Source organism: Mycoplasma sp. Mirounga ES2805-ORL (assembly GCF_017084445.1).
In the GTDB taxonomy this organism is placed as follows: domain Bacteria; phylum Bacillota_I; class Bacilli_A; order Mycoplasmatales; family Metamycoplasmataceae; genus Mycoplasmopsis.
Map to the genome: position 1 here is coordinate 516,803 of NZ_CP070947.1, position 22,506 is coordinate 539,308.

The 22,506-nt window shown below is 26.9% G+C and carries 20 protein-coding genes and 1 tRNA gene; 5 read left to right on the forward strand and 16 right to left on the reverse strand.

From position 1 onward, the window contains the following. Positions 1 to 254: 254 nt before the first annotated feature. Positions 255 to 1,568: a 23S rRNA (uracil(1939)-C(5))-methyltransferase RlmD gene (rlmD, locus tag JXZ90_RS02200; protein WP_205848148.1), complete on the forward strand. Its 1,314-nt coding sequence runs from the start codon at positions 255 to 257 to the stop codon at positions 1,566 to 1,568. Here rlmD and JXZ90_RS02205 read toward each other — a convergent pair whose 3' ends face one another. The 9 genes from JXZ90_RS02205 to JXZ90_RS02245 form a co-directional block, all read right to left on the reverse strand. After that, a complete protein-coding gene (locus JXZ90_RS02205) occupies positions 1,569 to 5,924 on the reverse strand; it encodes a PolC-type DNA polymerase III (RefSeq protein WP_205848149.1) in 4,356 nt (1,451 codons plus the stop codon). A 121-nt stretch (positions 5,925 to 6,045) separates the two neighbouring features. Beyond that, the gene (locus JXZ90_RS02210; RefSeq protein ID WP_205848150.1) at positions 6,046 to 6,387 is read right to left on the reverse strand and encodes an MG284/MPN403 family protein; all 342 of its coding nucleotides are present in this window, start codon (positions 6,385 to 6,387) and stop codon (positions 6,046 to 6,048) included. Between the two features lie 50 nt (positions 6,388 to 6,437). Next, positions 6,438 to 7,868, reverse strand: a complete 1,431-nt coding sequence (gene proS / locus JXZ90_RS02215; RefSeq protein ID WP_205848151.1) for a proline--tRNA ligase — start codon at positions 7,866 to 7,868, stop codon at positions 6,438 to 6,440. 128 nt (positions 7,869 to 7,996) lie between these two features. Beyond that, positions 7,997 to 9,049, reverse strand: a complete 1,053-nt coding sequence (locus JXZ90_RS02220) for an aminopeptidase P family protein (protein WP_205848152.1) — start codon at positions 9,047 to 9,049, stop codon at positions 7,997 to 7,999. Between the two features lie 19 nt (positions 9,050 to 9,068). Further along, the gene (gene era / locus JXZ90_RS02225; protein ID WP_205848153.1) at positions 9,069 to 9,938 is read right to left on the reverse strand and encodes a GTPase Era; all 870 of its coding nucleotides are present in this window, start codon (positions 9,936 to 9,938) and stop codon (positions 9,069 to 9,071) included. After that, entirely contained in the window at positions 9,938 to 10,330 is a 393-nt protein-coding gene (gene cdd, locus JXZ90_RS02230; RefSeq protein WP_205848154.1) for a cytidine deaminase, read from the reverse strand. Before cdd ends, era begins: the two co-directional genes overlap by 1 nt. A 5-nt stretch (positions 10,331 to 10,335) precedes the next feature. Then, the gene (gene ybeY / locus JXZ90_RS02235) at positions 10,336 to 10,791 is read right to left on the reverse strand and encodes an rRNA maturation RNase YbeY (protein ID WP_205848155.1); all 456 of its coding nucleotides are present in this window, start codon (positions 10,789 to 10,791) and stop codon (positions 10,336 to 10,338) included. 44 nt (positions 10,792 to 10,835) lie between these two features. Continuing rightward, the gene (locus JXZ90_RS02240) at positions 10,836 to 11,219 is read right to left on the reverse strand and encodes an MAG1140 family protein (protein WP_205848156.1); all 384 of its coding nucleotides are present in this window, start codon (positions 11,217 to 11,219) and stop codon (positions 10,836 to 10,838) included. Next, a complete protein-coding gene (locus JXZ90_RS02245; protein ID WP_205848157.1) occupies positions 11,194 to 13,251 on the reverse strand; it encodes an Mbov_0121 family peptidase domain-containing ABC transporter in 2,058 nt (685 codons plus the stop codon). Before JXZ90_RS02245 ends, JXZ90_RS02240 begins: the two co-directional genes overlap by 26 nt. 52 nt (positions 13,252 to 13,303) lie before the next feature. Here JXZ90_RS02245 and JXZ90_RS02250 point away from each other — a divergent pair, with 52 nt between their 5' ends. Beyond that, the gene (locus JXZ90_RS02250) at positions 13,304 to 13,741 is read left to right on the forward strand and encodes an RpiB/LacA/LacB family sugar-phosphate isomerase (RefSeq protein ID WP_205848158.1); all 438 of its coding nucleotides are present in this window, start codon (positions 13,304 to 13,306) and stop codon (positions 13,739 to 13,741) included. Here the strand turns inward: JXZ90_RS02250 and trmB are convergent. Then, positions 13,738 to 14,364 (reverse strand): tRNA (guanosine(46)-N7)-methyltransferase TrmB, encoded by a 627-nt coding sequence (trmB, locus tag JXZ90_RS02255; protein ID WP_205848159.1) that lies wholly within the window; start codon positions 14,362 to 14,364, stop codon positions 13,738 to 13,740. The two genes, JXZ90_RS02250 and trmB, sit on opposite strands and share 4 nt — an antisense overlap. A 118-nt stretch (positions 14,365 to 14,482) precedes the next feature. Between trmB and JXZ90_RS02260 the strand changes: the two genes are divergently transcribed. From JXZ90_RS02260 to rsmG, 3 genes are all read left to right on the forward strand, one after another. Further along, a complete protein-coding gene (locus JXZ90_RS02260) occupies positions 14,483 to 16,648 on the forward strand; it encodes an ATP-dependent Clp protease ATP-binding subunit (protein WP_205848160.1) in 2,166 nt (721 codons plus the stop codon). Positions 16,649 to 16,855: 207 nt separating this feature from the next. Continuing rightward, the gene (locus tag JXZ90_RS02265; RefSeq protein ID WP_205848161.1) at positions 16,856 to 17,824 is read left to right on the forward strand and encodes a ribose-phosphate pyrophosphokinase; all 969 of its coding nucleotides are present in this window, start codon (positions 16,856 to 16,858) and stop codon (positions 17,822 to 17,824) included. A gap of 78 nt (positions 17,825 to 17,902) precedes the next feature. Continuing rightward, entirely contained in the window at positions 17,903 to 18,559 is a 657-nt protein-coding gene (gene rsmG / locus JXZ90_RS02270; protein WP_241003396.1) for a 16S rRNA (guanine(527)-N(7))-methyltransferase RsmG, read from the forward strand. A gap of 8 nt (positions 18,560 to 18,567) precedes the next feature. Here rsmG and JXZ90_RS02275 read toward each other — a convergent pair whose 3' ends face one another. From JXZ90_RS02275 to JXZ90_RS02300, 6 genes are all read right to left on the reverse strand, one after another. Next, a complete protein-coding gene (locus tag JXZ90_RS02275; RefSeq protein WP_205848162.1) occupies positions 18,568 to 19,485 on the reverse strand; it encodes a DnaA ATPase domain-containing protein in 918 nt (305 codons plus the stop codon). A 22-nt stretch (positions 19,486 to 19,507) separates the two neighbouring features. Continuing rightward, complete coding sequence (locus JXZ90_RS02280) at positions 19,508 to 20,485, reverse strand: DnaD domain protein (protein WP_205848163.1); 978 nt, start codon at positions 20,483 to 20,485, stop codon at positions 19,508 to 19,510. A gap of 61 nt (positions 20,486 to 20,546) precedes the next feature. Further along, positions 20,547 to 21,119 carry a dephospho-CoA kinase gene (locus JXZ90_RS02285; RefSeq protein ID WP_205848164.1) on the reverse strand — a complete coding sequence of 191 codons (573 nt, stop codon included), beginning with the start codon at positions 21,117 to 21,119 and terminating at the stop codon, positions 20,547 to 20,549. A gap of 2 nt (positions 21,120 to 21,121) precedes the next feature. Further along, positions 21,122 to 21,493 carry a YigZ family protein gene (locus tag JXZ90_RS02290; protein ID WP_205848165.1) on the reverse strand — a complete coding sequence of 124 codons (372 nt, stop codon included), beginning with the start codon at positions 21,491 to 21,493 and terminating at the stop codon, positions 21,122 to 21,124. Between the two features lie 34 nt (positions 21,494 to 21,527). Then, positions 21,528 to 21,603 (reverse strand) — tRNA-His (locus JXZ90_RS02295). Between the two features lie 103 nt (positions 21,604 to 21,706). Then, positions 21,707 to 22,501 (reverse strand): LicD family protein, encoded by a 795-nt coding sequence (locus tag JXZ90_RS02300; RefSeq protein WP_205848166.1) that lies wholly within the window; start codon positions 22,499 to 22,501, stop codon positions 21,707 to 21,709. Positions 22,502 to 22,506 lie beyond the last annotated feature (5 nt).

Genomic DNA, 22,506 nt, shown 5'->3' on the forward strand with positions numbered 1-22,506 from the left:
ATAACTTTACTTTTGGAATTTATAAAATATTTTTAGAGAATAAATAAAAAATAGTTTATAATGAATTTAATGCGTCCCCAATGACGGACGATTGCTAATTAGTAGTTGATTAGCTTCTTGGAGTTATATTTTCTCTTTTCACTTGAATGATTCTTGTGTTTTTATGTGTAAAAATACAAACAGATGTTAATCTAAAAAGCTCATGTTTGAGCTTTTTTATTATTTTTATACTTAAATAAATTAAAATTAAAATTATGAATTCAAATAACAAGTATAAAATTGGACAAATTTTGGATAATATAAAAATTGGAGATCTTTCATATGAAGCTAGAGGTGAATATAGAGATGAAAACAATCACCTTATTTTAATAGACAACGCATTGCCTGAGGAAATAGTTAAAATTCAAATCACTCACACTTTTTCTAAATACTCAATTGCAAAAGTATTAAAAAGACACAAAGATTCCCAAATTAGAATACAAAACAATGATGAATCATATATTGGCGCGGCTCCTCTTTCGATAATTAGCTATGAAGAACAATTAAACTTTAAACTTAGAACAATAAATAACTTATTCAAACGAAACCTGGATATAACGATAGATTCAATAACGGAATCTCCAAAACAATTATCTTATAGAAACAAAATCACTCTATTTCCTAAATTATTGAATAATAATAAAATGGCTTTGGGTATAAAAGATAAAAACTTGAATGAAATTATTATTCCTAACGAATACCTTCTAGCTAATGTAAATATTCAAAAATTTATAAAATTTTTAAATAAAAAGATTAATGAAAACTTTGATTTATTTGAAATTTTCAATTCATGCTCAAATATAATTTTAAGATCATCAAATATTGATAATAAATTACAAATCACTATAAATCTAAATAAAGAAATAAGAAACATAAACAGAAAGATTAAATCATTAAATGTAATTAATGAATACAATTATTCAATTATTATAAATAATACAAAGAGACAAAAAATCACTATAGGTAATGATGAAAATATTGCAAGCATTGATAATTATAAATTCATTATGAACAATGACAGTTTTTTCCAAATAAATGAAGATTTAACTCCCGTGTTGTATAAAAGCTTGTTAGATAAACTTGATTTAAATGAAAATCAAATCATTGTGGATGCATATTGTGGAATTGGTACAATTACCTTATATTTAGCACAAAAAAGTAAAAAAGTTTATGGATTAGAAATCATACCTAATGCAATCAAAAATGCTAAGCAAAATTCTATTATTAATAAAGTTTCTAATGCAGAATTTATTGTTGGAGACGTGTCTAAAACAATATCTAATATTAATGAAAAAATAGATGTTGTAGTTGTTGACCCTCCACGTATTGGATTAGATAAAAACTTTATTAATTCAATAATAAAAATATCACCTAATGAAATAGGTTATATTAGTTGCAATCCTAGAACATTATGTAGAGATCTAAAAATATTCAAAGAACATGGATATGAAATAAAATATATTCAAGGTTTTGATATGTTTCCCCAAACTTATCATATAGAAATGGTTTGTGTCCTTTACAAAAAGTAATTAGAATAATTTCATTTGATTAGTTTCTTCTAAGTCTTTGAAAATCCCCATATCAGTCATTTTTCCTATAAGTGTTTTATTAACGCTTGTTCTTCTTATAAAATCTTCAACAGAAATAAATGGTTTATTTTGCCTTGCCTCCACAACAGATTCAGCTGCAGCAACGCCTAAACCATCAATAACATCAAAAGGCGGAATCAAACATTGATTTTGTTCATCAACAACTCATTTTGATGCTAATGATTTATGTAGATCAATATTTGATATATAAAATTTTCTAGCATACAATTCTTCAGCTATTTCAAAAACAGGAATTAACTCATTTTCTTTTGTTGAACGCTCATATTTATTAATATTTTTTAATTCCGTTAAATAATTGGAAACTTTTTTTCCACCTTTAATATCAACCATTTTTTCAATGTTTATTGCTTTAGCGTGTATGGCAAAATATGAACCATAAAAAGCTAATGGATAATATATTTTGAATCAACCTATTCATCAAGCCATAAGAACATAGGCTGTTGCGTGAGCTTTAGGGAACATATACTCAATTTTTTTCATGCTCTCAATTTGTCAATTCGGAATTTTGTACTCTTTTAATTTTTGAACTTCATTTAAGAAAAGATTCGTCTTACCTTTTCTAACGATTTCCATAATTTTAAATGCATATGATGGCTCAACACCTTCTCTAATTAATTTTTCAAGAATATCATCACGACATGAAATTACATCATTTAATGTAAATTTTCTTTTCATAATCAACTCCTGTGCATTATTTAACCACACGTTTGTCCCGTGACTTAATCCAGATACTGAAATTAAATTAGCAAAATTTTTGGGTTGAGATTGTTTTAGCATTTCCCTAACAAATGTAGTTCCAAATTCCGGTAAACCAAGAGCGCCTGTTTCTTCATTGCTTATATCGCTTGGTTTAATTCCGATACTTTTAGTGTTAGTAAAAAGGTCAATAACTTTGGGGTCATCCATAGGAATATCTAATCTATTAATATTAGTATATTCTTCAAGCATTTTCATAATTGTTGGATTATCATGACCTAATATATCAAACTTAAGAACATTATCATGTATTGCTCTGTAATCAAAATGGGTTGTGTACCAATCACTCGAGGTGTCATTTGCAGGATAATTAATTGGAGTGAAATCTTCGAACTCAAATTCCTTAGGTATTATTATTATTCCACCAGGGTGTTGCCCTGTTGTTCTTTTAACCTTTTCAATTCTAGTAGCTATATAACTTATAAAAGCATCTGAATATGATTTATGTGTTTCTTCCAAATAATTTTTAACATAACCGTAGCATGTTTTAAAAGCAGCAGTGGCTATTGTGCCGGCCCTTAAAGTGTGTTTTTCACCAAAAAGCCTTCTTATTTCATCATGAATAGTTCCTTGGAAGTCACCCGAAAAATTTAAGTCGATATCAGGCACTTTATCAGCTTTAAAACCTAGAAAAGTCTCAAAGGGTATATTTTGGCCATCTCTTTCCATATCAACCTTGCAAGAAGGACATTTCTTTTTAGGAAGGTCAAAACCGCTACCTATTTCCTTACTATCAACAATTTCAAAACGCTTACATTCGTTACATAAATAATGTGGGGGCAATGGATTTACTTCACTAATGTCACTTAATCTAGCAACAATTGAAGAGCCAACAGAACCACGACTTCCAACTATTGCTCCGTTGTCGGTTGCTTTTTTAACTAATAAATGGCTTATTCAATAAATAACATCGAAACCATGTTTAATAATTGGGTTAAGTTCTGATTCAATTCTATTTTTTAAAAACTCAGGCAGGTTTTCGCCATATTTTTCTTTTGCGTTTTTGTAAACTAAATCTCTCAATTTTTGTGAAGAATTATCAAAAGATGGCGCAAATAAACCCTCTTTTACAATTTGAACATTATCGCACATATCGGCAATTTTGTGAGTATTATTAATAACAACATCCTCAATTAACTTGTCATCATTTAAGAAACTAAATTGTTTTATCATCTCATCAGTTGTAAGAAAACTTTGCGTTGGAATTTCTAACTGATTGTTTTTTGCTTTTTCGAAATTATAGAGATAATGACGGGCATTTTTGATACCCTTTGCATAAACTAAAACTTCATATAATACTTTTTCATTTTCATAAACATACTTAACATCGCCTGTTGCAACTGGTATCTTTTTATGTTTTATTGCTGCTTCAATAATGTTTTTTAAACCATCATAAATTTGTTCTTGAGTAAAATCACCATATTTTACTCAGTGTTCAAAAACTTGTGGAGCAGGAATTTCAACAAAATCAACTAACTTAAGAGTGTTAAGAAATTTTTCTTCACTTCCAAAAAAATAATCATTGATTAAGCATCCCTTTAATGTACCTGAACCGATAAGTAAATTTTTTGAATTTATTAAATCTTCCACAAAACACACATTCTTATCATAAAAATTATCTGTGTGAGATTTTGAAACCAACTTATATTGTTCTTTAAGTCCAGCATCATTTTTTACTAAAGTAGTAAATTCATATGTAAATTCTCTCTTATATAGATTTGGATTTGTATACTCAGCTAGTTGTTCAAATTTTAAGAAGCCATTATCTCTCGCTATATTTATTAACATTAATCAAACACGTGCTAAAACGTTAGCATCATAATCACCTCTATGAGCTACTTTTGTATCATAAACAACGCCTACTCTGTTAGCAACATCAATAAGTTTGTTTTTCTTTTCATCAAATAAAATACGAGATAAAACTAATGTATCAATTACAACACATTTTGGAAATTCTACACTGTGTATTCTAAATTGTTCTTTTAAAAAATGGAAATCAAATTTAGCGTTGTGAGCAATAGCTATTTTATTATTCAAAATATCATAGATTTTTTTAAGTCCGTCTTTTGGATCTAAACCACCTTGAACCATACTATCCGTAATTCCCGTTAATTGTGTTGTAAATGCTGAAAGTTTACTTTTGGACTTAATAAAAAATTGGTATTCATTTATGAACTTTCCTTCTTTAATTTCAGTAGCTCCAAACTCAATAATTTCATGATATTTTGGACTTAATCCAGTGGTTTCGATATCAAATGAAATAATTGAATCAACATCATCAATTAATCCTGTTAAGGTTCCTCCTAAAAATATGCTATTTTCTTTATTCAGTGTTGAAAAAGCTGCTCCATAGAGAGGCTTAATTTTTTGTTTTATACTTTCGCCAGAAAAAGCAGGATATCCCTGCACGCCATCAGTATCCATTATTCCAACAGCATCCATACCAAATTTTTTAGCTTGTTCAACAATATCTTCCGGCCTTAAAATGCCATCAAGAGTATTCATTTTGGAACTTACATGTATTTCAATTCTTTTGTGTTCAGCATTATCTTTTTTAGTAGGAAAGGGGTTTTCGGTTTTTTCATAATTATCAATAAAAACAATAGAAACATTATTAAAACTATTGTCTGAAACAGAACCTAGAAATTTAATATAAGAACCTTCCTTTAAATCTTCATCTTCAACAGAGTTTAAGGGTTCATTTTTAAATCATTTAAAATCAAATGCATCCTTAAAGTCAGTAACTAAAAAAGTATATATATGTTTGCCATTTTTAGCTTGTTTATAATCTCTCTTGTAAATTAAACCACTCGCTGAAATTGGAGTTTTAGCTTCAAGTTGACTTAAATCAGAAATGTTATAGTGTGTGTATTTTTTATATTTATAATTGTTTCTTCCCACCTTAGATATCACCACTTTTTGTGCTTCATTGTCTTTAGTTTCAGCAACCATTTTTTTATAAAGTTCTTTATTTATACGTTTTTTTTCTTCTTCTTGAACATCTAGTTCTACTATATCTAATTCCTTCAAATTTAAGGTTAAATTTAGTTTGTCAAAACCACATTTTTTAAGAGTTAAATTTAAATTTTCAAACACACTATTTAATTTTTCAAACTCTTCCTTGGAGGTTGTTGAACATGAAGCTTGAAAGTCTTGATTAATTTTTAAATTATTTTTAAAATCAAATTTTTTTAGTAATTCATATTTAGGTTTATTAGTAACAATATACTTTATGTAAGAATAAATATTATCTTTGCTATAAGAAAGAAAATCAAATATAAAAGTATGTTCAATATTTAGGCCAATTTTATTTTTCCGCAACTTATTTCTAAAGGCAAAAAAATCACTTGGTTTAATTACATCCAAGAAGTGAAATTTAGCCTCAATACAATCTTTATCTTTGTCATAATTTACGATAAACATTTCCGTTTTTTTTAACTCGTTTGAGGGCTTAATATTTAACTTTTCACAAAGTTTTAAAAATCTATTATTTTCTATACTTAACACTTCATTTTGCATATAAAGATTATTACATATTTTCTACAGTTGATAAGTAATAAATATTAAATTTATAATATAAAAAATTGTAAAAAAAGTATAAAGCTTCCCACGATGAAAAACGTGTTAAGCTTTATTTGTTTTAGTTTGTGTATAATGAAAGAAATTCAATTATAGCTTCACTTCTTCTTTTATAATATGTTGATTTTGAAAAGTATTCTTCATATCAAAATTGATTTTTATTTTTTCTTAAAAATTCTTCAATAATAATTTTTTTACTTAAATCAGTTAAACAAGCTAATGTTTTTGAAAAGTTTTCACTATAGTAATCCTCAATATTGGTTGAGTGTTTTTTATTTAGGTTTTGAAAATGGGTTGTATGTCAATTAGCTTTAGCTTTTGAAAGCTCAATTCTACATATAGCTTTAACGCCTTTATATTTTTCAATATTTGATGTTGCATAATATACATAGTCTGCTATCATAAATCCTCCAAAAAAAGTAAAGCTGGTGCTCTACTTTTTTCATTATTAAATTAGTATGCCTTTGCAAACACAACATATCTATTTGTTTCTTTTCCACATGATATACATTTTTTAGGTTTCTTAGGTTTATCATAGTATTTAGGAATACAACGTGTTGATGCACCTGTTTCTTCTTTAATTTGATCTTCAACTAAATCTGGACAACAAAATGGAGCGATAACAAAATTTTGTTTGTTAATATTATCTTTAAAATCTTCGTAGTTATCTACTTCAACCGTTTTAATATCTAGTCTTTCCTTGGCCTTCTTATATAAATTATTATGTATATCATTCAATAACTCATCAACTTTTTGCTTTAAATTTTCATTTTGAACAACAATTTTTTCTAAGGTGTCTCTGCGAACAAAAGTTATAGAATTGTTTTCAATATCCTTTGGCCCAATTTCAATTCTCAATGGCGTTCCTTGGATTTCTGAATTTGAAGCTTTAAAGCCTGGGTTTTTATCACTATCATCTAATCTAACTCTAAATTTGCTTGATAGTTCTTTTTTAACTTTAAGACATACTTCATGAACTAAATCATTTTTGTTTGCAAAAAGCTCAATAATGTCCACTTGATTAGGTGCTACACGCGGAGGTATTATTATTCCTCTGTTGTCACCATGAGTCATGATAATAGCTCCTAGCAACCGTGTTGAGACACCTCATGAAGTTTGATATGCATATTCAAATTCATTATCTTTATTTTTAAATTTTATATCAAATTGTTTTGTAAAATTTTGCGCTAAATAATGGCTAGTACCAGCTTGCAATGCTCTACCATCTTTCATCATTGCCTCAATTGTATATGTTGAACAAGCGCCAGCAAATTTTTCATGAGGGGTTTTTTTGCCTAATATAGTTGGAATTGCAAGATAATCTTTTAAGAATTTTGCATAAGTTGAAATCATTCTCTTTGTTAATTTTCTAGCTTCTAAAGGATCACTGTGAACAGTATGTCCTTCTTGTCATAAAAATTCGCGACTCCTTAAAAATGGGTTAGTTGTCTTTTCTCAGCGAACAACATTAGCTCATTGATTATAGATTAATGGTAAATCTTTATAGGAGTCTATTGAATTTTTAAAAAGTTCAGCAAACAATACTTCACTAGTAGGTCTAATGAAGATTTTTTCTTCTAATTTTTTATCGCCAACTTGAGTGACTGTTGCTAATTCAGGGTTAAATCCTGCAATATGTTCTTTTTCCTTATTAAATAAACTCTCAGGAATAAACAATGGTAAATAAACATTTTGTATGCCTTTGCTTTTAAAAATAGCATCTAATTCTTTTTGAATATTTTCTCAAATCCCATAAGAGTTTGGTTTATAAACTAGCGTTCCTTTAACAGGTCCATATGCAATTAAATTACCCTGTTTAACAACATCTGTATATCACTTTGGAAAGTCTAATTCTAATGGTGTGATTTTCTCTAATAATTTCATAAAAATTATTATATAAGCGAAATAAATAAATATAAACAAAAAGTTTAAAAAATGAGTTTAGAATGCAAAAAAAATTCCTTTTTACTTTAAATTAAAAAAATAAGGCTTTTAACAACCTTATTATTTAATTATGATCTTTCTTCTGGTCTAGAAAATACATATCTTCCTGTTTCAGTAACAAGAACGTCATCTTCATTTCTTGAACCACCTAGTCCAGCAATATATATACCTGGTTCAACAGTTATAATGTTTCCTGGTTTAAGAATTTCTTTAGCGTTTGTTCTAACATAAGGTAGTTCGTGCACATCAATACCTAGACCATGACCGGTTGAATGTAGGAAGAAATCTCCATATCCTTTTTCAGTAATATAATCGCGACAAATTTTGTCAATTAACCCTACTTCAATTCCTGGCTTAACTGCATCTCTACCAGCTTTTGCTGCTTCTAAAACAACTTTATGAAGGTCCTCTAATTTTTTATCAAGAGGCTTGTTGTTTGGATTGAAGAATGTTGTTCTAGTAATATCTGCACTATAACCTTTATATAAAGCACCAAAATCTATTTTAACAATATCACCTTCTTTTAATTTTCTATCTGTTGGGTGATGATGAGGTTCCGCTGAACTTGGGCCAAAGGCTACAATTTCGTCAAAACTTTCTTTATCAGCACCATTAAGTTTCATTAAATAGTTTAGTCTTGCTGCAACTTCTTTTTCAGTCATTCCTTCTTTAATTCATTTAATTAATTCATTGTACGATTTTAGTGAAATGTCAATTGCTTTTTGCATAATTTCAATTTCTGCATCTGATTTAGCTATTCTCATTAATTGGCCACTTGTCCAAACAATTTTTTTTGGATTAATCATGTTTTCTAATCTGACAGCTTGTTCATGGATTAAGTAATCTTCTTCAAAGGCAACAGTTTGATATTTCTTTTTATCAAAGAAATCTTTCATTGCGGTTCCTTGTAAAAGAACTATTTCGTCAACATTCTTGGCATTTTTTTGACAATATTCAATGTATCTTGAGTCAACGAATAAATATACTTTATCTTTTTCAATTACAACAAAACCATCTGTTGTTTGAACGCCAGTAACTCACAACCTTGTTTGAGGTGCGTTCGAAACATATGCATCTATTTTTTGTTCATTAAACAATTTATTTAATTCTTCTATTTTCATAAGTTCTCCTTTAAATATTTTAATAACCTAATTTTTTTAATAATTGTAAATCATTATTTCATTTTTTTGCTACTTTAACTTTTGTTTTTAACCTAACACCTATATTAAATTGTTTTTGCATTTTTTTTCTAGCATATGAGCCTATTTTTTTAATCATGGAACCTTCATTTCCAATAACAATGCCCTTTTGAGAATCTTTTTTAACATAAATTGTTGCTTGCAAATCAAAAACTGTATTATTTTCTATAAATTCATTTATATCTACAGCAATAGAATGGGGTATTTCATCTTTAAGATAAACAAAACAAGCTTCCCTTATTATTTCTTTAGCAATAAATCTCAAACTTTTATCAGTGATATTATCAACATCATACAATGGGGGAGAATCATAAGAATATTGTTTAACAATATTAATTAAATCCTCTTGAATACTAGCATCATCTTGTGAAATTATTTTTTGATTATCAAAACCATACTTCGCAAGCTCAATTATTTTTTTGTTATATTCATCTTTATTAAATTTCAAATCAGATTTTGTATGCAAAACCATTTTATGTTTAATGTTTGAAATTTTTTCTAAAATAATTTTATCCCCTTGTCCTAATTGCTCATTAACAGGTGTTAGAAAAAAAACAAAATCTATATCTTCTAATGCAGAATATGCATTGTCATTTAGTTTTTCTCCTAATTTATTTAATGGTTTATGAATACCAGGCGTATCCATAAAAACTATTTGTGAATCCTCATCATTAAAAATACCAACTATTTGATCTCTCGTTGTTTGAGGTGTTTTTGAAACTATAGATACATCATAATTAACTAGTCTATTTATTAAAGTAGATTTGCCAACGTTTGGACGACCTATTATTGCGCACATTGCAACTTTCATTATTTTAGATCCTTTAATCTAAAGCCGCCCGGCATAACTTCATCAACTCTATACTTAACATATTTTGTACCGTCATAATTGTACATATGTATGATTGCATCATCCTGCATAAATTCAGTAATAACTTGGCGACAACCTCCGCATGGGTAAGCAATATCATCACTTGATGTGATTAAATAAATTTCCTTAAAATCTCCCACTTTCGCTCCATGAGCAACACTTCCAAAAAGTGCTGAACGTTCAGCACAAAGTCCAGAAGGATAAGCAGCATTTTCGACATTTACTCCAGGGTATTCATCACCTTTGCTATCAATAGCTATTGCAGCTACTCTAAAATGTGAATATGGGCAGTATGATCTTTCTAATAATTTTTGTAGTTTTTTAAATTCCATAATAATTAATCCTCTCTTGTAATGTTTAATGGATTAAAAATCTCATCAACTATGTTGTTCATTTCTTCTCTTTCTTCTTCAGTTTCATGGTCATAACCCATAAGATGAACTAGACCATGAGTAAAGAGATAACAATATTCTCTTCTAACAGAATGATTAAACTCTTCAGCTTGACTTTCAACCTTTTCTGAGCTAATAACTAATTCTCCTATAGGCAAAATCGGCAACGAATCATAAATTGTTTTATCTCCAAAGTCAAAAGATAAAATATCTGTTGGGTAATCTTTTCCTCTATATTGTTTATTTAATTTTTGAATTTTTTTATTATCAGTAATTGTTACATCAACAATTAGATCTTTATTAATTTTGAAATATTTACCTAAATTTTCTAAAATTTCATCAAACTCTTTTTGAAAATTAAATTCGGCTTTATTTTCTATAACAACATTAACTTTATTCATATTAATTATTTTAACAAAATAACTAATTATTGGTTGTTTGATTATTAACTAAATAACAAATTATAAAAAGTAGTTTTTCCATAAAATAAAGTTCCTATAAATTTTGTATTTGGGATTAACTTAATATTTTTTGGTAAGCCATCAAACTCCACGATCAATAAATTGTTATATGTTTTTATATTTTCAATTTTTAATGAATATGTTTTGTTAAAAATTTGTATATTTACCGTTTGTCCTTCATCAATTAAATAGGATGAATTATTTTTTGAAACTAAAACTAAATTCTTTTTCTCGTCAACCAAAAATGAAACACTTATAGTTTTATTTACCTCTTTTAAAAAAATTCAAACAATAAAAACTATTGAAAAAATCATAATTAAGAATAAAAATATGTAAAAGTATTTATTTACTTTTGTTAAATTTTTCAAAAATAACCTCCTTATTATTAAAAATATAATTGTTGTTATGACTAACCTCAATAAACATTGAGTCTTTTTGAAAACTCTTAATATATTTTTTAATTTTTTTAGCCACTTTATTATCAATATTTTCAAATGCTTCGTCTAGCATAATTAACTTATATTGTTTTGAAAACAATTTAAACAAATTCAATAGTTGTCTTTGCCCAGCTGATAAATTAGAGGCATTATTAACCACATTACCATTTAATGAAAAATTTAATTGATCCATAATACTACCCAATTTATATTTAGCAATATTATTATTTAATGTTTCCAATTGGCTAGTTTCATTTGACGTAATAAAGTCAATTATAGGTATATTAGGTATATATTGACTATTACTGATATAAATAATATTTTTTTGATAATCCTTGGAATTAATTGACTCAAAGTTTATATTATTAATTGATACATGTTTTAAAACATTTATTCCAAATTGACAGCAAAGAGCATTCATTAATGTTGTCTTACCCGAGCCATTATTCCCTTTTATTTGAATATTTGAATCAATCTTCCAATTATTAATATTTAGAATATCTTTATTTTTTAAATATCCAAAATTCATTTTATTAATTTGAATACATTTTATCTTTTTCAACTTAAAACCTTTATTTATAGGCAAATTAGTTTTCAAATTTAAAACAAAATTAACTTGTTCAATATTTCTTTTCATTAATGATTGATGAATAAATAAAGAGCTTATCGATTCCACGGGATTTACAAAGAAATTCATGCACGTTAAAAACATAATAAGTTTTCCGGGACTCAAACTATTTTTAAAAAAGATGAGCCCAGCCGCATACACAACTATTATTGTTAAATTACCAATTAGCAAATTATTTAATAGTTTTTTAATATTCTCCTTTTTAAAAAATTCTTGTTCAATAAGTTTAAGATTATAAAAGTTTTTAAAATGATAATTATTTAAATAATTTTTATATGAATCAGTTCTAAAATGATCAGCAATATTAATTAGATCAATATCAGCTTGAATTTTTAAAACGTTGGATTGAATTAGCTCACTATATTTAGATTCAATTTGCAAATAGTAAATAATATTAAAAATAGTATTTAGAAAAAGGATGCCAAATACAACCAAAAACAATATTAAATTTATTCAAATTAATATGCAAATAGAAAAAGCAACAGAAAAAAGTTCTGAAATAAGTGTATATACAAAATTTGCTTGATACTCCGCAATCGGTTGAATGTACATAGTTCGTTTATAATAGTCACTAGTTTTTAATTTAGAAAGTTCTTTTTTACTTGTGTTTTGAAGCACATTAAAAAAAGCATCTTTAAGTTCTATTTCAATAGAATTTGAAATCTTCTTTGTTAAATAACTTTTTAAATATGAATTAATAAATCTAACTATATTTAATCAAATGAAAACCAAAAACAATAAGGTTAACTCTTCTTTTAAATAATTAGGCAAAATATAATCAAACACGATTTTTACGAAAAATGTTGAACTAAAAAGTAACATTAAATTAATAATTGACATTAAAAATAACATATAGGCAAAACGGTTTAATGAAAAGAAGTCGCTAAATTTATTTAGTTGCCTCAATCTAGGCTTTGATTTAATACTCGACCTTTTGAAAGTCGCAATAATTCCACAAAATATTTTTTCAAGATCCTTTCCTTTTAATACCTTTCTTTTTCCAATAGAACTATCTTGAATATAGAAGTAATTATTTTTAATTTTTTCCAAAACTACATAATGCGTTAATCCATTATTGTTAACTAAAAGCATAATAGGCAGGGATTCATTATTAATACTTGTTAATGATTTAAAATCCCCTGAATAGGATTCCATTTCTAAATTGTTTAGTAATGCGAGGTCTTTCAATTCAGATAGATTTATTCCATCTACGCCGTAGTTGCAATTAAATTTAAGTATGTCTATATCAACTTCCTTTTTATAATACTTTTTTATAAAATATTGAATTACACATAATCCACAGTCTTTTTCATCTTCTTGCTTTATAATTTTCATATACTTTTATTAACTAAAATAATTAATAAATTAAAAAAAAGGAAAAATAATTATGAAAAAAATAGCTTTAGCCAGTGATCATGGTGGCGTTAAACTCAAAAATCAAATGATTGAATATTTAAAAACTAAAGGATATCAAGTGGTAGACTTAGGACCTTCAGATGATTCTAAATCAATTTCATACGCTGAACAAGGACATAAATTAGCAAATTATATTATTGATAACAATATTGAAACATCGCTTGCTTTTTGTGGTACCGGACTAGGTATTTCTTATGCCTTAAATAGACATAAGAAGATAAGAGCAGCCCGTGTAGTTACAGTTGAAGATGCTCATTTAGCTAAACAACATAATAATGCTAATGTATTAGTCATGGGCGGGCGCTATGTTCCTTATGAAGATGCAGTCAAAATGTTTGATGAATTTGAAAAAACAGAATATGAAGGTGGTAGACACCAAGCTCGTATTGAACAATTAGATAATTTTTAAAATTGTTCCTTAGGTTTTTTAACAAAAATGAAGTTGATATTCTTACCACTATCACTTCATTTTTTTTCATAACCAGTCATTACATTACCTTTAGAATAAATAGAATTATGAAAATCTGTTCCGTGAGCAATTATTTCTCATTGATTATCTTTAAAACTATTTAAAGAAAAATCATAAAGTTTATCATTGTCTGTTTTTTGTTTTAAAACAGAAGTATCATCTAAAATATTTTTATATAAATTTAAATAATCTTTATATGTTAATCTTCTTTTAACATGTTTTTTCTTGGGTCACGGATCACTAAAAGTAAGTCATAGAGTATTACACTTTCCTTCAAAAATTGATGGTAAATTCAAGGCATCGTCAATAATAATTTTTAAATTATTTAATTTTAATTCTTTACATTTATTAATTAGTTTAGACGCGGGAGTTGGATATTTTTCTAGGCCATAATATTTTTTATCTGGGTTTGTCCTAGCTAGTTCAACTATCATTTCTCCCTTACCCATACCAATTTCAACAATGGATTTATCATCTAATTTAATAGGATATTCTTCTGGATTTATAACCAATCCCGAATTTTGCAATTTGTCTAATGCTGTGCTATCGTTTCTTAATCTCATACAAACAATTTTAATTGTTTTTATTTTTTACTTTTTAAATAAACAAAAAATATTTTATTTTGGCACTCGAACACAAAGAGTGCTAAAATATAAATATTAAAAAAGATAGGGAGGAAATATGGACTTTTCAAATTTAGACGATTTTTTGTTTGGAGAAAAAAATCAAAAATCAAAAAGTAATGAAGATGACCCATTGAAAAAATATGGACGTAATTTAACAGATCTAGCTGCAAGAAATGAACTAGATCCAGTTATAAATAGAGATGATGAAATAAGAAGAATCATCAGAATTTTAAGCCGAAAAACTAAAAATAACCCCGTGTTAGTTGGAGAACCTGGTGTTGGTAAAACAGCTATAGTTGAAGGTTTGGCTAGAAAAATTGTTGAAGGCCAAGTTCCTGAAGATTTAAAAACAAAAGATGTATATGAACTTGATTTAGCAAGCATGATTGCTGGAGCTTCATTCCAAGGACAATTTGAAAAAAGATTGAAAGAAGTTTTAAAAAGAATCGAAGATTCTAATGGTGAAATAATTGTTTTTATTGACGAAATACACATGCTTGTTGGAACTGGTAAAAATCAAAGCGGTGGAATGGATGCTGCAAATATAATTAAACCTTTAATGGCTAGAGGCAAAATGCATTTAATAGGAGCAACAACTTTTGATGAATATAGGCAATATATAGAAAAAGATGGAGCGCTAGAACGTAGAATGCAAAGAGTAGATGTTAGCGAGCCATCTATAGAAGATACAATAACTATATTAAGAGGTATTAAAGATAGGTTTGAAAATTTTCACAATGTAAAAATTAAAGATGATGCCTTAATAGCCGCATCAAGATTAAGTTCAAGATACATTTCTGATAGGTTCTTGCCAGACAAGGCAATTGATTTAGTTGATGAAGCAGCTGCAACGATTAAAACTGAAATCAATTTCCAACCTGAAGAATTAGAAAAACTTAAACAAAATGTAACCACTTTAGAAATGGAGAAAATAGCCTTAATAGACGATTCAAAATCTAACAAACGAATTGAAGAAATCGAAAAAGAAATTCAAAAAAACAAGAACTCAATTCAAAAACTACAAAAAAAATGAGATTCTGAAAAGGCTAGATTGGAAGAACTTTCTACATTAAAAAGTAAACGCGATGATTTAAAGCATGTGTTAAACATCTATCAAAATGAAACTGACTATGAAAAAGCATCTAAACTTCTTTATGTTGAAATACCAAAAATTGAAAATAAAATTAAAACATTGGAAAAAGAATTGAATGAAAATGGTTCATCAATGATTAAAGATACAGTTGGTTCTGAAGAAATAGCAACAATTGTTTCAAAATGAACGCATATACCAGTAAATAAATTATTAGAATCAGATAGAGATAAATTGCTCAATTTAGAGAACGAACTTAAGTCAAAAATTCGCGGTCAAGATAAAGCTATAGCTCTTGTTTCACAAGCTATACTTAGAGCTAAAGCTAATATAAATGACCCAAATAGACCTTTAGCTAGCTTTCTTTTTACAGGCCCAACGGGTGTTGGTAAAACAGAATTAGCTAGACAACTTGCATACACACTATTTGATAGTGAAAAACAAATGGTTCGCCTTGACATGTCTGAATACATGGAAAAACATAGCGTTGCTAGAATTATTGGTGCTCCTCCAGGCTATGTAGGTTTTGATTCTGGAACTGCTTTGACAGAAATAATTAGAAGAAAGCCATACACAATTCTATTAATAGACGAAATTGAAAAAGCTCATAGAGATGTATTAAATATATTTTTACAAATCTTAGATAATGGATTTATTACAGATAGTAATGGTAGACAAATAAATTGTAGAAACTTGATAATAATAATGACATCTAATATTGTACAAAAGGAAATATTAGATAAATTAAATGATAGTCCTAGTCTTAAGAGTGAATTACTTAAATTTATGTCACCTGAATTTGTAAACCGTATCGATGAAATTATTAAATTTAATACTCTTTCGAAAGACGTTATTGAAGAAATTGCTAAATTAGAATTAGATAAACTAATAAAAAGAATTAAAGATAGCAAAGATATTGATATAGATTACACAGATAAAACAGTTCTATTTATTGCAAATTCCTCGTATGATTCTAATTTTGGAGCAAGACCTATTAAAAGATTTATTCAAAATAAAATTGAAAGTTTATTAGCTCTTAAAATAATTGACGGTTCAATAAAAAATGAAAGAAGATACCTATTAGACGTTTTTGCAGGAAACTTTACCTTAAAAGAACAAATTGAAAAGTAGTCCTTATTTAGGATTACTTTTTTTTATAAATGTCTATAAAAAAGGAATTTGTGTTAATAAATAAGTTCGGTTTTTAATTTAATTTTATTCAAAATAAATAAAAAACTTTTATTCAATTTAAAAGAAGGCAAACAAAAAATAATTATGTTGGTATTATAATAGGTATATTAATATTAAAATGAATGATTAAATATCAAAGGGGAATAGATGAATAAGAAAGATGAAATAATAATTTTGGGAATGCCAAATTGCTTAAAACTTTCAAAATCAATCGCAGACAAATTAAAAATGCCTTTATCAGAAGTTGAAAAAACTGTTTTTGCGGATGGTGAAGCAATGATTTTGAGTAAGGAAACCGTAAGAAACAAAGATGTTTTTATTATATCGAGTGTTTCAAGACCTGTTAATAATAACCTTATGGACCTTTTACTTTTAATTGACTCACTAAAAAGAGGGAGCGCAAAGTCAATAAATGTTGTTATAACATACTATGGTTATGCAAGACAAGACCGCAAAACAGGAGGACGTCAACCAATAGGTGCAAAACTTGTTGCAGATTTACTTCAAGTAGCGGGAGCAACAAAAATAATCGCAGTTGATCTTCACAATGAAGCTATTCAAGGTTTCTTTAACATTCCTAGTGATGATTTAAAAGGAGCTTATGCATTAGCTAAAAATATTAAAGAGTACAACGATAAATTTACTATTGTTTCACCAGACCACGGTGGTGCAGTTAGAGCTAGAATGCTGGCAAAACTTATCAGTGATGACATTAAAATTTGTATAATTGATAAACGTAGAACGGGGCCGAATGAAACTGAGGTTCTTGGACTAATTGGTAATATTGAAGATCAAAATGCAGTTATTATTGATGATATTATTGATACTGGTGGAACAATAATTAAAGCTGCAAAATCACTAAAACAACATGGCGCAAAAAAAATTGTTTTAGCAGCAACTCATGGTATTTTTTCAAAAGGTTTTGAAATATTTGAAGAATGTGACGAAATTGATAGTGTAATTATTACAGATTCTATTGACAATTATGATTTGGCTAAAAAATTTAAAAAACTTAAGATTGTTAGTTTAGATAATATTTTAAGCGAGGTAATTAAATGCCAAATAAATGGTAGATCAGTTAGTGATCTATATGAAGATATTGCTAAAAAATTATAAAATAGGATTTCCTATTTTTTAATTACAAAAAATAATCTAAATATTTTATTTAAATTTAATTAATCTATAATAGATTCTATGATAAAAGATGAAATCAAATTAAAAAAATATGCTGAACTAATAATGCAGAAAAACCAACTAATGAACTTAACTGGTTATAAAACTCTTGAATCAATTTATAAAGAAGGAATTTTAGATTCTATTGCCGGGTTCAACATTTTAAAAGAAAATGGTTTTTCTTTTAAAAACAAGAAGCTATTAGATATTGGGGCTGGTGCAGGTTTTCCTTCAATCCCTTTTATAATTAATGAAGACTATGATATTAATTTAACAATAATTGAAAGCATTAAAAAAAGATGCGACTTTTTAGAATATTTATCGCAAAATATTGATATTAAATTTAATCTAATCAATAATAGAGTTGAAGAAGTAAAATCAAATAACGATCGCTTTGACTTTATAACAGCTAGAGCTGTAGCTAATTTAAATACGTTGTATATGATTTCTAATAACTTGTTAAAAAAGGGGGGATACTTTATCTTTCCGAAAGGCAAAAATTATGAAGTGGAAATTCAAACTTTACTAAAAAATTATCCCGAAATAAAACATGATATTCAAGTTTTTAGTTATATTAATTCACAAAATGAAACTTCATACATGATAGTAATTAAAAAAAACTTGCCAACACCAAAAGGTTGACCATTAAAATTTAGTCAAATTAAAAAAATAAGCTAAAACCTAATCTATTTAAGATTAATTTCAACAGAATTTTTAGTTATCAATTCGAACATTTTTTCTATTTTAAAACTCGCTTCTGATTTTATATTTTTCCTATAAAAAATTTCAAGTTCTCTAATAGCTAAAGGAGATGAAATAATAACTTTTTTATTGTCGTGATATCTATCTCTTAAAATTGTGAATAAAACATTATTGTGAAATCAATTATTATATGCTTCTTCACCTAAATTATCTATAATCAAGATATCCGCTTTTTTAAGTCTATCAATAATTTCATTTATAGAATTATTGTCTTTATTTTTGATATTAGATATTAATTCTGCTAGCAAATCTTCCGACTTGATATAAATTGTAGATAAATTTTCACAAGCAAAATAATTTGCTAATGCATGACATGCAAATGTTTTACCAGATGACTCTTTCGAATATATATACATCCCTAATACTGATTCAGGTTTTTTAGAAATAACTTTTTTGGCAATTAATTTAGCTTGTTCATAAATTTGTTTTCTTTGAATTGATGATTGCTTAAATATCTCATATTGAAAGGATGAGTTTTTTGGCAATTTAAATACTGATTTAAGGCTAACATCCGAAAAATCTGTAAGTCACAAATTAGTCTGTCTTCTTACACTCATTTTATAATCATTATTAGATTTTTTAGTTTTTATAACTAACTCGCCAGAAGGGGCTCTATTGACTTGATATATGTACGGATAAACTTGAGGACTTTCAATAGACTCTTTTATACCAATAAACTCAAAAATATTATCTTCAACTTCTTTTTTAGTTATTTTAAAAACGTCGATTAACTTTTTGATTTCATCATTACTAAAAATTAAATCTAATGCTTTTTCCATGTACTCTTCATTAGATTGGTGTAATTCTTTTAAATTTATTTCAGAATCATTTCTATTATTCATAATATCTCAAATTCCCTTCTTTCTAATAATCAGAAAAACTATCTTGCTTTTTAAGATTTTCGAGGTATGTTGCCTTATATAATTCTTTTTTAGTTACAGCAACATTATTTTTAATTTTGACCATATTATCTAAATATTTTTCAATTGAGTCAAAAGAAAAAATTTCCTTTTTAATCAAATCAACAATTATCTTATCAACATATTTAAAATTAATTTTATTATTTACCTCATAAGCATAAAAGAAAACTAAATTAATGCAAGGGTCATTCAATCCAGCTTCACGAGAGTTTTTAATCAAATTAATTAATTCTTCAGTTGGCATCTTGTGTGTAATTTGTGAAAAGAAATATCTTGAATCTGTTTTTAATATAGCTTCATAAGGATTTGGAAAATCAAAAGTGTTAAATTCAAGTTTTTCATTTAATTCTTCATTAATTTCTTTAGTATTGATGTCTGAAGTGTCTAATTCATGAGAACCTGGTTGATCGTCTCTGTACATCAAATCAAATTCATCAAATTCAAAAACATCATCATATTTAGCACTGACATTCACTAAATATTTACCAACTTTGGAAAGAAAAGCATTACGCTCTCTGCCCATTAAATTTTGAAAATTTTGTTCTCCGATTATCTTAATAAGCTTATTGGCAAGAATTAAATTTTTCTTAAAAGCACCTTTATTTAATGGTTTTTCAAGGATAAAAAATGTTTTTCTATTAACATGATCAACAAAGGTTGATAGTAAAGAAACTGATTCTAAGTTAATTCTTGCTGAATTTAATTCTTTATTTGACAAATTTAAAAAATAAGTCAAACTATCAAAATCAAAAAATCCGGCATCTTCATTATTGTTACCAAGGTCTCTCAAATATTCATATAAAAGAATTGCTTCACTACCTAAAATTGGAGCATAAAATTTACGCAAATTTTTTAAATCTGCCTCTGAAATTTCACTATCAATTTCCACAGAAAAATAAGGATAATTTACATTTTGAATCATCTTGCCCCCAGTCGTTAATTATTTATAAAAAAATGCCGTTTTGAATTCCGGTATTCTTATCTTATCTAATACCAAGAGCATATAAAATTTTTTTTATGTTATTTGCATTTAACTTAAAGTTATTAGCATAAATATCCACAATTGGTATGAGACCAAAAAGTTTATTTTTAATGCTTTCTGGGTTGTTTTTTGAACTTATTAATGAAATAAAATGATTATCAACATTTCTTTTTGCTATATTTTTTGTTCAATTTTCATATGATGTATTTAAACAAACGATATGTGAAAAATTTTTTCATAAAGGATATACTTCACTATTTAGATTTGGAAGCTCAACAAAATCATATTTTGTGTCTATTAATTCCTTTTCAATTAAAGGATAAATAATTTTTTCTAACAAATTAAAATTAGCTTTATCTTTATTTAACCAATTCACTAAAACTTTTTTATTTACACAATATTCGTCAACAAAACATTTGCCTAATTTGTCTTTAATTAATTTATATCCATCTTGACCTTTTTTGTATATGGAGTTAACAAATTCATCAGATATAAAAATTTTAGAACCTGTTTTTTCGAGTTCCCGCAAAAAAGTAGTCTTGCCAACAGCAATTTTTCCTATAATCGCTATCATGTTTATGATTCTCCTTTAAATTTTTTTAAAGCTAAATTAGCGCTTTTTATATACGCCCTAACAAGTCCGCCTGCACCTAATTTAACACCTCCAAAATATCTAATAACAAAAATTACTAAATTGTTTGTATTAGTTTTTAAAAGCAAATCTCTTATTGGTCTTCCAGCAGTCCCGCCCGGCTCACCATCATCATCAAAACCGGCATTAACAACACCATTGTTATTTATAAAACTATATCCATAACAAATATGAGTTGCTTTTTTATTTTCTTGCCAAAGCTGACATAATATAGATTTTATGTCTTCAGAATTGGAAATTTCAATTGCAATACTATAAAATTTTGATTTTTTAACTGTGTACGTTTGGAGTTCCATATTATAGATTATAACTAAAAAGTAATAAAAAAAATGGGGCGATTGAAGGGATTCGAACCCTCGCATGACGGGACCACAACCCGCTGTGTTAACCGCTTCACCACAATCGCCATTTGAAAATATATTATATATAGAAAATTAAAATAATGAAATTAATAGGTTTAGCCTTAATAAAAAAACTCAATAATCAATTAACAAAATAATATATTAAAACTATTTTGCAAGTCTATATTGTTCAAATAACCCAAAATAATTTGAGTTTTTAAATTTTACAGGTGTTTTTCACCCTTTGCCATATCAATGAACTAGATATTCTTCAATATTTTTAAAAGTTAATAATTTATGTCCTTCAAAATCAATGTAATCTAAATGGTCAAGAGCATCATGTGAAAGCATTGAGTCTTCTTTAAATATTTTCTTATTGTAGTTATGATTATGCAAAATCATGGTTACGGTTGGGTTTTTAATTCCATTTTCTAAATAAGACACAGCATCATCTACTGTGTAAACTTTTTTCTTTCTAAATAAAATAATGTGTCAAAATCTAGCTATCTTATATAGTCAATTGTATTTAAAGTATTTCTTTCTTCTGAAGAAATTAACATCACAACATCTTTTGACCTTATAATCTCAACATCACTTTTTAAATCTTTCTAATGTTGTATGAGTTATTACAAAAAGGTCTATTGATGGTTCATATCTATTATTTATATCCCAATCTTTATTAACTCATTTAGGAATTAAATAAGGATTTAAACTATTTTCGGTATCTATAACTCTATCCGGATATTTTTCTTTAAGTTTTTTATATGTATCATAGTCAACAATAATATCTCCATCATAGTCATGCTCTATTAATTTACCATCTCTATATATGCCTAATAAGCTGCCATACGCAACAGCACCTTTACCATTCATTTTGTCAATATTTTCCATTACTTCAATTAGCAAATTTTTAACTTCTTGCATTTTTATTTTATGTTTTTCTTTATCGAATTTTTCTTTCATAGCCT